Annotated in this window: 11 protein-coding genes and 1 tRNA gene; 5 read left to right on the forward strand and 7 right to left on the reverse strand. The window is 67.2% G+C overall.

What is annotated here, in order from left to right:
* From gloB to fabI, 3 genes are all read left to right on the forward strand, one after another.
* Positions 1–822, forward strand: coding sequence for a hydroxyacylglutathione hydrolase (gene gloB / locus ABD022_RS06110; RefSeq protein ID WP_343820472.1), 822 nt, complete (start codon positions 1–3; stop codon positions 820–822).
* A gap of 149 nt (positions 823–971) precedes the next feature.
* Entirely contained in the window at positions 972–2,372 is a 1,401-nt protein-coding gene (locus tag ABD022_RS06115; protein ID WP_343820474.1) for a transglycosylase SLT domain-containing protein, read from the forward strand.
* Positions 2,373–2,395: 23 nt separating this feature from the next.
* Entirely contained in the window at positions 2,396–3,178 is a 783-nt protein-coding gene (gene fabI / locus ABD022_RS06120; protein ID WP_343820476.1) for an enoyl-ACP reductase FabI, read from the forward strand.
* A gap of 112 nt (positions 3,179–3,290) precedes the next feature.
* On the opposite strand, the gene ABD022_RS06125 is transcribed toward fabI, so the two are convergent.
* The 7 genes from ABD022_RS06125 to tyrS all read right to left on the reverse strand — a co-directional run bounded on the left by ABD022_RS06125 (position 3,291) and on the right by tyrS (position 9,097).
* A tRNA-Ser gene (locus tag ABD022_RS06125) sits at positions 3,291–3,381 on the reverse strand.
* 119 nt (positions 3,382–3,500) lie between these two features.
* Positions 3,501–4,145: a riboflavin synthase gene (locus tag ABD022_RS06130; RefSeq protein ID WP_343820478.1), complete on the reverse strand. Its 645-nt coding sequence runs from the start codon at positions 4,143–4,145 to the stop codon at positions 3,501–3,503.
* Between the two features lie 4 nt (positions 4,146–4,149).
* On the reverse strand, positions 4,150–5,319 hold the full coding sequence (ribD, locus tag ABD022_RS06135) for a bifunctional diaminohydroxyphosphoribosylaminopyrimidine deaminase/5-amino-6-(5-phosphoribosylamino)uracil reductase RibD (RefSeq protein WP_325126828.1): 1,170 nt from the start codon (positions 5,317–5,319) through the stop codon (positions 4,150–4,152).
* A 43-nt stretch (positions 5,320–5,362) separates the two neighbouring features.
* A complete protein-coding gene (gene nrdR / locus ABD022_RS06140; RefSeq protein ID WP_343820480.1) occupies positions 5,363–5,836 on the reverse strand; it encodes a transcriptional regulator NrdR in 474 nt (157 codons plus the stop codon).
* Between the two features lie 39 nt (positions 5,837–5,875).
* Positions 5,876–7,120, reverse strand: coding sequence for a serine hydroxymethyltransferase (gene glyA, locus ABD022_RS06145; protein WP_325126753.1), 1,245 nt, complete (start codon positions 7,118–7,120; stop codon positions 5,876–5,878).
* Positions 7,121–7,212: 92 nt separating this feature from the next.
* On the reverse strand, positions 7,213–7,845 hold the full coding sequence (locus ABD022_RS06150; RefSeq protein ID WP_325126752.1) for a YbhB/YbcL family Raf kinase inhibitor-like protein: 633 nt from the start codon (positions 7,843–7,845) through the stop codon (positions 7,213–7,215).
* Positions 7,846–7,870: 25 nt separating this feature from the next.
* Positions 7,871–9,097, reverse strand: a complete 1,227-nt coding sequence (gene tyrS, locus ABD022_RS06155; RefSeq protein WP_325126751.1) for a tyrosine--tRNA ligase — start codon at positions 9,095–9,097, stop codon at positions 7,871–7,873.
* A 190-nt stretch (positions 9,098–9,287) separates the two neighbouring features.
* On the opposite strand from tyrS, the gene ABD022_RS06160 reads away from it, so the two are divergent.
* Together ABD022_RS06160 and ABD022_RS06165 are read left to right on the forward strand one after the other, a co-directional pair.
* On the forward strand, positions 9,288–10,619 hold the full coding sequence (locus ABD022_RS06160; RefSeq protein WP_414647477.1) for a M23 family metallopeptidase: 1,332 nt from the start codon (positions 9,288–9,290) through the stop codon (positions 10,617–10,619).
* A gap of 13 nt (positions 10,620–10,632) precedes the next feature.
* Positions 10,633–11,742: an anhydro-N-acetylmuramic acid kinase gene (locus ABD022_RS06165; RefSeq protein WP_343820482.1), complete on the forward strand. Its 1,110-nt coding sequence runs from the start codon at positions 10,633–10,635 to the stop codon at positions 11,740–11,742.
* Positions 11,743–11,747: the final 5 nt, after the last annotated feature.

Genomic DNA, 11,747 nt, shown 5'->3' on the forward strand with positions numbered 1-11,747 from the left:
ATGAACCCGTCCGTCCCTTCCCAAGCCGCGCAGGCCATCCTGACGCCCATCCCGGCCCTGTCGGACAACTACATCTGGATGGTACAGAAAAACGGCCACGCGCTCGTCGTGGACCCCGGGGAATCCGGCCCCGTCGAAGATCTGCTGCGCAACGGGCCGACCCTGGAAGCCATCCTGATCACGCACCATCACGGCGACCACGTCGGCGGGGTGCGTGCATTACAACAGCGAACCGGGGCGCGCGTCTACGGGCCGCGCCATGAAAACATCCCGGCCCTGGACGTGGCCCTGGACGTGGCCCTGTCCGAAGGCGATACCGTGGACCTGCCCGGGACCGGGCTGCGGTTCCATGTGCTGGACATCCCAGGCCATACGGCGGGGCACATCGCCTATGCCGGCCTGCTCGGCCTGGGCCGGTCGGCCGTCTTCTGCGGCGACACCCTGTTCGCCGCGGGTTGCGGCCGCCTGTTTGAAGGCACACCGGCCCAGATGCTCGATTCCCTGGACAAGCTCGCCAGGCTGCCGCCGGACACCCTGGTGTGCTGCGCGCACGAATACACCGAATCCAACATCCGCTGGGCCCTGCAGGTCGAGCCCGGCAATGCCGCCCTGCAGGCACGTGCCCACGACGCGGCCCGGCTGCGGGCCCAGGGCCTGCCCACCCTGCCTTCCACCATCAGCCTGGAACGGGAAACCAACCCGTTCCTGCGCACCGGCCTGGCCGGCATCCGCGCGGCGGCCGGCCGGCATGCCCAGGCCCCGCTGGACACGCCCCAGCAGGTCTTCGCCGCCCTGCGGCAATGGAAGAACGACTTCCGCTAGAACGCCCGCCCGATCGGGGTACAGGACTGCCGCCCGACGCCGGACCGTGACGGCGATTCGGGCGTTTTCTCAAGTGCTTCGCACAAACGTGTGATTCATTGGGTAAAATCGGGCAATTCGCGCCCCCCTACCCCCCCAATGATCCACCCATGAAAATCCTGCGACTTCTCCTGCCGCTGATCCTGGTGGTGCTGGCTGGCTGTGCCACCCGTCACCAAGCGGCCGATCAGCGCCAGGCCTATGTGGCGGAAGACACCTCGCGCACAGTCGACCTGACTCACCCGCCCCGCGACATGTGGGACCGCATCCGGCGCGGCTTCGCCATTCCCAATCTGCGCAACGAGCGGGTCGACTACTGGACGGACTACTACGCCTCGCACCCGCAGTCGGTGCTGCTCATGAGCCAGCGGGCAGGCAAGTACCTGTACTACATCGTCGACGAACTCAACCGCCGCGGCCTGCCCACCGAACTGGCGCTGCTGCCTTTCGTGGAATCCGCCTACAACCCCAACGCCCTGTCGCGGTCCCAGGCATCCGGCCTGTGGCAGTTCATCCCCAGCACCGGCCTGCACTACAAGCTGGAGCAGAACTGGTGGCGCGACCAGCGGCGCGACCCCGTGGCTTCCACCCAGGCAGCGCTTGACTACCTGAGCTATCTGTACGATTTCCAGGGCGACTGGTACCTGGCGCTGGCTTCGTACAACTGGGGCGAAGGCGCCGTGAAGCGCGCCATGGACAAGGCCGCCGAGGCCGGCAAGCCGACCGGCTACACGGCCCTGGACATGCCCGACGAGACTCGCAACTACGTTCCCAAGCTGCAGGCGATCAAGAACATCATCGCCCGGCCGGAAAAATACGGCATCACCCTGCCCAACGTCAGCAACACACCCTACTTCACCACGGTGCACAAATCGCGCGACATGGACATCGCCGTGGCCGCGGCCCTGGCGGAAATGCCGCTCGAAGATTTCCAGGCGCTGAATCCTTCGTACAACCGGCCCATCATCCTGGCCGCCCACAACCCGGCCCTGCACCTGCCGCTGGACAAGGTCGGGGTCTTCAACGAAAACCTGGAATCCTATACGGGCCGCCTGTCATCCTGGCAGATCTACCACCCGAAGAAGGGCCAGTCCCTGGCCAGCATCGCGAAGGCGCACGGCATCACGCTGGACCAATTGCGCCAGGCCAACAAGCTGGGATCGAAGCAGACCCGCGCAACCACGGCCGCCCTGCTGCTTCCCGCCCGCGAGGCCCCGTCGGGCGGCCTGATGCTGGCGTCCTACCAGGCGCCCGCCGGCGAGCCCTACGCCCGTCCCGAAACCAGCCAGGCGGGCACCCCGGCGCGCGTTTCTTCGCGGCTGAACGCAACCGATCTGCGGCCCAAGCCCAGCATCCGCACCCATACCATCAAGAAGGGCGACACCCTTTATTCGCTGGCGCGGCGCTACAACACCTCGGTGGACGCCCTGCGCAAGCTCAACAACCTGAAGAATTCCTCGCTATCCACCGGCCAGCGACTGCGCGTGCCGGGGACCGAGGTGCAAGGGTAAAAATTTCATCAACAGGACACAACATGGGCTTTCTGAACGGCAAACGCCTCCTGATCACCGGCGTACTTTCGAACCGATCCATCGCCTACGGCATCGCGCATGCCTGCCGCGCCCAGGGCGCCGAACTGGCATTCACCTATGTCGGCGAACGCTTTGAAGGCCGCGTGCGCGGCTTCGCCGAAGAACTCGGCAGCAACATCGTCATTCCCTGCGACGTTTCCGACGACGCCCAGATCGAGGCGACATTCACCGCCCTGCGCGAGCACTGGGACGGCCTGGACGGACTGGTCCACTCGATCGGCTTTGCCCCGCGCGAAGCCCTGGAAGGCGACTTCCTGGACGGCATGACGCGCGAGAACTTCCGCATCGCCCACGACATTTCCGCCTACAGCTTCCCCGCGCTGGCCAAGGCCGCGCTGCCGATGCTGGAAGGCCGCAACGGCTCAGTCCTCACCCTGACCTACCTGGGCGCGGAAAAGGCCATCCCCAACTACAACATGATGGGCCTGGCCAAGGCATCCCTGGAAGCCAGCGTGCGCTACCTGGCCCGTTCCATGGGCCGCAAGGGCCTGCGCGCCAATGGCATTTCCGCCGGCCCGATCAAGACCCTGGCGGCCAGCGGCATCCGCGACTTCTCCAACATGCTGAAGTACGTCGAATCCCAATCTCCCCTGGGACGCAACGTCACCATCGAAGAGGTCGGCAACGCCGCCGCCTTCCTGCTGTCGGACCTGGCCAGCGGCATCACCGGTGAGATCCTGCACGTGGACTGCGGCTTTTCCAACACCGTGCCGGGCATGGACTGAGATCCGCCCGCGCGGCCCCGGCCCGGATGCCGCCGTCGGCGCCCGGGCCCGGCCCAGAGACGTCGCCATTGAAAAAGCCCCTGGTTCCGGACGGAACCAGGGGCTTGAATCTTGGCGGACAAGGGGGGATTCGAACCCCCGATACGCTATTCACGTATACACGCTTTCCAGGCGTGCGCCTTCAACCACTCGGCCACCTGTCCTGCATGCCTGCACGCCATGGCGGCAGGCGAAGTCCGCTATTCTAACAGAAGAATGCAAGATTCGACAGCGCGCCCGCACGGGCCGGCATGCGCCGGTAAACCGTGTCCCGCCCGACGGATCAGGCGGCGCCCAGGCCCACGGGAACGGCCACCCCCATGCCGCCCACCATGCGCTCGACATAGCGGGCGATCAGGTCGATCTCCAGGTTGACGGGCGAGCCGACTTCCAGGTTGCGCAGCGTCGTGACCTGCACGGTATGGGGGATCAGGTTGATGGAGATTTCCGTGCCTTCTTCCTGGTCGTCCACGCGGTTGACCGTCAGGCTGACGCCGTTGACCGTGATCGAGCCCTTGTAGGCCAGATACTTCGACAGGTGGGCCGGGACGATGATGCGCAGTTCCGTCGATTCCTCGACCGCATCGAAGCAGGTCACGCGGCCCACACCGTCGACGTGGCCGGAAACCAGGTGTCCGTCCAGGCTGTCGCCCAGCCGCAGGGCATGCTCCAGGTTGACCTCGCCGGGACGGTCCAGGCCGCAGGTGCGATCCAGGCTTTCGCGCGAGACATCGACTTCGAACGCATCCCCATGCAGGGCGACGACCGTCATGCAGGCCCCCTGGATGGCGATCGAATCGCCCAGGCGTGTCGCCGCCAGCGGCAGGCCGCCGGCCTGGATGGACAGGCGCACGCCCGCGTCTTCGCTATTCCCGAGGGGGCGGACTTCGGTGATGCGGCCCACGGCCGCGACGATACCAGTGAACATGGGGCTATCCTATTTTCAAACCGCAGGCTTCGACCAACGCCTGCCAGCGTGCCGGATCCCGCAGCCGCAGGCGCATGTCCCGGCCCAGCTGCAGGACGTCGAGGAATTCGTACCGGTAGGCCTGGTCCAGGCTGGCCACGGGCGTGGGCAGTGCCGCCAGGCTCTGGCCGTCGCCCAGGACGCTGGGCGCCAGATAGCTCACCCATTCGTCGACCAGCCGGGCCTGGACCAGCGCCCCCTGCAAGCGGGCGCCGGCCTCGACGTGGACCTCGTTGATTTCGTGGTCTCCCAGCCAGCGCACCAGGGCCTGCAGGGACAGGCCGCCGTATTCGTCGGCGGGCAGCACGATGACGCGCACGTTGCGGGCCGCCAGGCGGGCTGCCTTGCCCGCATCGGGGCGCGTGGTGAAGACCCACACCGGATCGCCGTTGATGATCCGGGCCTGCTCGCCCAGCACGAATTGCGTGTCCAGCACGGCGCGGACCGGCTGACGCGGCGTCTCGACCGCACGCACATCCAGCATGGGGTCGTCGGCCAGCACCGTGCCGATGCCGGTCAGCACCATGCAGGCCCTGGCACGCCAGCGGTGCCCGTCGTCGCGGGCGGCATCCCCCGTGATCCACTGCGAGCGCCCGTCGGGCAAGGCCATGCGCCCGTCGAAGGACGACGCCGACTTCAGCCAAAGCCAGGGCGTGCCGCGCGTCATCCTGGCGCAAAAGCCGGGATTCTGGGCCAGGACGTCTTCGGCGAACAGGCCCACGTCGACCTGGATGCCGGCGGCGCGCAGACGTTCGATTCCGCGGCCAGCCACCTTGGGATTGGGATCCTGGAGCCCGACCACGACCCGGGCAACGCCCGCCGCGACCAGCGCATCGGCGCACGGCGGCGTGCGGCCCGTATGGCTGCAGGGTTCCAGGGTGACGTAGGCCGTGGCGCCACGCACGTCCACCCCCAGGAGTGCGGCCTCGTGCAGGGCCTGGGCCTCGGCGTGGCGGCCGCCCGCCCGCTGGGTGCTGCCTTCGGCCAGCCAGCGGCCGTCGCGCACCAGCACGCAGCCGACGCGCGGGTTGGGGCTGCTGACGAACTGCGCCTGCTCGGCCACCCGGAGGGCGCGCCGCATCCAGCGATGATCCTCGGTGGACGGGAAAGCCCCCCCGCGATGCGCTTGCGGCACGCCGCCCGCTGCGTCGGGGCGGCCCGGCAAATCAAGGGAAGAATCAGTCCTTGTCATCGGCATCGTCCGCGCGGCGGAATTCGTCGATCGCATGGACGAATTCACGGATGTTCTCGAAACTGCGGTAGACCGAGGCGAAGCGCACATACGCCACCGGATCGAGCTGGCGCAATTCGGACATGACCAGCTCGCCGATGTAATCCGATGGAACCTCGCGACGGCCGCTGGTGAGAAGGCGTTCCTGGACGCGCGCGGCGGCCGCATCCACCGCCGAGGCGCTGACCGGGCGCTTGCGCAGCGCCAGGGCCATGCTGTCGCGCAACTTGGCCGGATCGAAATCGACCCGGGTGCCGTTGCGCTTGACGATGGCGGGCATCATCAGGTCGACCCGCTCGTAGGTGGTGAAACGGCGATCGCATGCCGTACAGCGTCGGCGGCGCCGGATCGTGTCACCTTCCTCGGAGACCCGGGAATCCACGACCTGCGTATCGGCACAACTGCAGAACGGACACTTCATCTGCGCTGCGGGCGCCCGCAGGCGCCCGTTCCGGTTGGTTTAACGATAGACCGGCAAGCGCGCGGTCAGCTCGTTGACCCGTGCGCGCACCCGGGCGATGTTGTCGGCATCGTTCGGATTGTCGAGCACATCCGCGATCAGGTTGCCGGTGAGTTCGGCTTCGGCTTCCTTGAAGCCGCGCGTGGTCATGGCCGGCGTGCCTAGGCGGATGCCGCTGGTGACGAAGGGCTTTTCCGGGTCGTTCGGGATGGCGTTCTTGTTGACCGTGATGTGGGCCTGGCCCAGGACCGCCTCGGCGGCCTTGCCGGTGATGCCCTTGGCACGCAGGTCGACCAGCATCACGTGGCTTTCGGTGCGGCCCGACACGATGCGCAGGCCGCGCTTGACCAGGGTGTCGGCCAGCACGCGGGCATTGGCCGCCACCTGGGCGGCATAGGCCTTGAATTCGGGCTGCAGGGCTTCGCCGAAGGCCACGGCCTTGGCGGCGATGACGTGCATCAGCGGACCGCCCTGGATGCCCGGGAAGATGGCGGAATTGATGGCCTTTTCGAATTCGGCCTTCATCATGATCACGCCGCCGCGCGGACCGCGCAGGGATTTGTGCGTGGTCGAGGTGACGAAATCGGCATGCGGCACGGGGTTCGGGTAGACGCCGCCGGCCACCAGGCCCGCATAGTGGGCGATGTCCACCATGAACAGGGCGCCGTTGTCGTGGGCGATGCGCGCCATGCGTTCGAAGTCGATGCGCAGCGAATAGGCCGAGGCACCGCCGACGATCAGCTTTGGCTTGAGAGTGCGCGCGAGTTCCTCGAGCTTGTCGTAGTCCAGGACTTCGTTGGCGTCCAGGCCGTAGGAATGGAAGTCGTACAGCTTGCCGGAAGCATTCACCGGCGAACCGTGCGTCAGGTGGCCGCCTTCGGCCAGGCTCATGCCCAGCACGGTATCGCCCGGCTTGAGCACGGCCATGTACACGCCCTGGTTGGCCTGGGAACCGGAATTCGGCTGCACGTTGGCGGCCTCGGCGCCGAAGATCGCCTTCAGGCGGTCGATGGCCAGCTGTTCGACCACATCCACGTATTCGCAACCGCCGTAATAGCGCTTGCCGGGATAGCCTTCGGCGTACTTGTTGGTCAGCTGCGTGCCCTGGGCCTGCATGACGGCCGGGCTGGCATAGTTTTCCGAGGCGATCAGCTCGATGTGCTGTTCCTGGCGGGCGTTTTCCTGCTGAATGGCGGCCCAGATGTCCGGGTCGGCCTGATCGAGGGTGCGGGAACGGTCAAACATGGGAAGTAATAGTCCTGGAGGCAGAAAGATCAGAAAGATCGGGGAAATCGGGTCATTCTAGCGCGAACCCCCGCCAGCCTACATGCATGCGCCTACAGGGCGTGCAGGCGGGGATTCAGGGTGTAGGTTCCGGTCAGGGACGCCTGGGCCAGCACGTGGCCGCGCATGGCCTCCAGGGCCTGCGCGCCGGTGAAGCGGCCGGACACGCCCAGCTCGGCGACATCCAGCGCGTAGACCGTGAAGACGTAGCGGTGGACGAGCGCGTCGTTCCAGGGCGGGCAGGGGCCGTCGTAGCCGAAATAATCGCCGTTCATGTCGCGGTCGGACGCGAACCAGCCGGTGTAGTCGTTCAGGCCCTGGCGCGTGCCGTCCAGGGCCAGGGGGCCGGCCTTGCCGCGCGGGGTGATGCCGTTGGAATAGTCACCCTCGGCGATGGCGCGCGTATCGGGCGACACGTCGACCAGGACCCAGTGGAAGAAGTCGGTGCGCGGCAGGTCGGCCGGGACTTCGCGGCCTTCCTGGTTGACGTCGTCGGGCCGCGTCGGCACGTCGGGATCGACGCACAGAACCGCGAAGGACCGCGTGCCATCGGGCACGTCGGACCAGGCCAGGTGCGGGTTGCGGTTGCCGGCCAGGGTGACGTGGGTTTGCGGATCGACCCGCGCGAAGGCGTTGCGTTCGGGAATGACCCCCTGGTCGGGGAAGGATTCGCTGTGCAGTTTCATGGGGTCCTCCGTGGGTGCCTCGGGCTCAGGTCAGCGTGACCCGAGCGAACTTGCGTTTGCCGACCTGCATGACATAGGTGCCTGCCGGCAGCAGCAGGGATTTGTCTTCGATGCGGTCGCCATCGATGCGCACGCCGCCCTGCTCGATATTGCGCTGCGCTTCGGATGCCGAAGCCGCCAGCCCCGATTCGCGCAGCACCTTCAGGATGCCCATGGGCGCGGCGCCGGCGGTGATTTCGGGCATGTCGTCGGGGATCGCGCCGTCGCGGAACCGGGCATTGAACTGCTCCAGGGCGCGCTCGCCCGCACCGGCGCCATGGAACCGGTCGACGATCTCGCGGGCCAGCAGGACCTTGGCGTCGCGCGGATTGCGCCCGGCCGAGACTTCTGCCTGCAAGGCGCCGATTTCCTGCAGGGACTTGAAGGACAGCAGCTCGAAATAGCGCCACATCAGCGTGTCGGAGATCGACATCAGCTTGCCGAACATGGAGTCGGGCGACTCGGTGATGCCGATGTAGTTGCCCTTGGACTTGGACATCTTCTCGACCCCGTCGGTGCCTTCCAGCAGCGGCATCGTCAGGACGCACTGGGGTTCCTGGCCGTATTCCTTCTGCAGTTCCCGGCCCACCAGCAGGTTGAATTTCTGGTCGGTGCCGCCGAGCTCGAGATCGGCCTTCAGGGCCACGGAATCGTAGCCCTGCAGCAGCGGATACAGGAATTCATGCACGGAGATCGGCACACCGCCCTTGAAGCGGCGGGTGAAGTCGTCGCGTTCCATCATGCGGGCGACGGTGTAGCGCGAGGCCAGCTGGATCAGGCCGCGGGTGCCGAGCGGATCGCACCATTCGGAGTTGTAGCGGATCTCGGTGCGGTCGGGGTCCAGCACCAGGCTGGCCTGGGCGTAGTAGGTCTTGGCGTTTTCGCGGATCTGCTCGGGCGTGAGCGGCGGGCGGGTGGCGTTGCGACCGCTGGGGTCGCCGATCTGCGCGGTGAAGTCACCGATCAGGAAGATCACGGTATGGCCCAGATCCTGCAGCTGGCGCATCTTGTTGAGCACCACGGTATGGCCCAGGTGGATGTCGGGCGCGGTGGGGTCCAGGCCGAGCTTGATGCGCAGGGGCGTGCCGCTTGCGCGGCTGCGCGCCAGTTTGGTGGCGAATTCGGAAACGACGAGCAATTCGTCGCAACCCCGCTGGGCCACGCGCAGATCTTCGGCGATCCGGGGGTCGACGGGGTCGGAGGGGGACGACATGATATACGCTTTTACCAGAGAAAAATGAAAAACTGCTCGAAAAAACGACAGGTATGCGCTAGCATAACGTGCCATCGCAGCTTCTGTACAACACATTCGACGCCAATCCGGGCGGCGGGGTCTCATGTTAGCAGAACCCCTCTCTCGCCCAGGATGCGCACAGCCCGAATCCACCGGACCCATTCCACCCATGATGCCTGAGGCCACCCCGCAACAACGCCGCCATCACGTCACCCGCAGTCTGTTGTTCGCCGCCGGCGGCCTGTTCCTGACTGCCGCTGCACTGGCCGTCGTCCAGCCTTCCACGCCTCCCGAACCCATCTTCCAGGCCCGCCAGACGCTCGACCTGCCGCCCCAGCATGTCGCGGGCGACCAAAAGGCCGCGCCCTACATCGCCTCGACCCGCATCCGCCGCGGCGACACGGTGTCCGACCTGCTGAACCGCCTGGGGGTGCACGAAGACGGCCTGCTGGCCTTCCTGACGCACGACGAGCGGGCACGGTCCATCTACAAGCTCTACCCCGGCCGCACCGTGCAGGCCGCCCTGGACGAACAGGGCCGGATGGTGTGGCTGCGCTATACCCATACGCCGGGCACCACCGAAAAATCCGGCCTCGTTTCCGCCTGGCTCGAAGTCCGGCCCGCCGACGGTGGTTTCTCCGCCCAGGAACGCACCACCGCCGCCATCCGCGAAACCCGCATCGCCGAAGGCGAAATCACCAGCTCCCTGTTCGGCGCTGCCGACCAGGCCCAGATCCCGGATGCGATCACCATGGAAATGGTGGACATCCTGGGCAGCCGCATCGACTTCCTGAAAGACCTGCGCAAGGGCGACCGTTTCCGCATCGTCTACGACGCCTACATGCACGACGGCGAAGAAGTCGGCACCGGCCACATCCGCGCGCTGGAATTCATCAACCGCGGCAAGACCTACAGCGCCGTCTGGTTCCAGAAAGGCCAGGAATCCGGCGGCTACTACGATTTCTCGGGAGCCAGCCTGAAAGGCGCCTTCCTGCGCACCGCCATCAAGTTCACCCGCATCAGCTCGCGCTTCGGCATGCGCATGCACCCGATCCACAAGCACTGGACCGGCCACAAGGGCGTGGACTATGCCGCGCCCTCCGGCACGCCGATCCATGCGACGGCCGACGGCACGGTCGAATTCATCGGCCGCCAGAACGGCTACGGCAACGTCATCATCCTGAAGAACTTCGGCAAATATTCCACGCTGTACGCCCACCAGAGCCGTTTCGCCAAGGGCCTGAAAAAGGGCGACCGCGTCCAGCAGGGCCAGTTGATCGGCTACGTGGGCTCGACGGGCTGGGCCACCGGGCCGCACCTGCACTACGAGTTCCGCATCGACAATCGACCGGTCGACCCGCTTGCGGTGGACCTGCCGGTGGCGCGCACGCTGGAGCCGGCCGATCGCAAGGCCTTCCAGGACGTGGTTGCCCTCTACCGTCCGCAGATCGAACTGATGGCGCGGCTGCAGGACAGCCGCATCCAGATCGCCCAGCAATAAGGGACGCCGCCCCATGGCTCCCGACCGGCCGGCCGAGATCTATATCGGCCTGATGTCGGGCACCAGCACCGACGGCGTGGACGGCGTGCTGGCGGACCTGACCGGCGACGCCATCCGGGTGCTGGCCAGTGCCGGCCGCCCCTTGCCGGACACCCTGCGCCAGGAACTCCTGGCCCTGAACGCCCCCGGCCCCGACGAACTGGCTCGGGCGGCGCGGGCCGCCAATGCCCTGGCCGATTGCTATGAAGACGTCGTGCGCGACCTGCTGGCGCAAGCCGGCCTGCGCGCCGGCCGCATCCGCGCGATCGGTGCCCACGGGCAGACAGTGCGCCATGCGCCCGAGTCCGGCTATACCATTCAGATCAACGCGCCGGCGCGGCTGGCGGAACGGGCCGGCATCGCGGTCGTTGCGGATTTCCGCAGCCGCGACGTGGCGGCCGGCGGCCAAGGCGCCCCGCTGGTGCCGGCCTTCCATGCCGCGCGCTTCGGCCAGGGTGAAGGCCGCGCCGTCCTGAACCTGGGCGGCATCGCCAATCTGACCGTACTGGCCGAGCCGGTGCGCGGCTTCGATACCGGGCCGGCCAACATGCTGATGGACGCCTGGATCCGGCGCCACCAGGGCCGGCCTTACGACCAGGATGGCGCCTGGGCCGCGCAGGGCCGCTGCCACGATGGCCTGCTGGCCAGCCTGCTGGCCGAACCCTGGCTGGAACTCGCGCCGCCGAAATCGACCGGGCGCGATCTGTTCAGCCTGGAATGGCTGGATGACCGGATCAGTCGGATGCCCGACGGCGACCGGCCGCAGCCGGCCGACATCCAGGCCACCCTGCTGCGCCTGTCGGTGGATTCGATCGCCGGCGCCGTGCGCCGCCATGCGCCGGACACGCGGGAAATCCTGGCTTGCGGCGGTGGCGCCCGGAACCCGGTTTTCATGGCCGCCCTGTCGCGGGCCCTGCCCTGCCGCCTGACGACCACGGACGCCTATGGCGTGCCTGCCCAGGACGTCGAGGCGCTGGCGTTCGCCTGGCTGGCGCAAGCGCACATCCAGGGGCGCCCCGCCTGCCTGCCGGCCGTCACGGGGGCGCGGCACGCAACCATCGCAGGCTGCCTGTATCCCGCCTGAAAAGC

The sequence above is a fragment of the Castellaniella daejeonensis genome (assembly GCF_039523555.1).
GTDB lineage: Bacteria > Pseudomonadota > Gammaproteobacteria > Burkholderiales > Burkholderiaceae_B > Castellaniella > Castellaniella daejeonensis.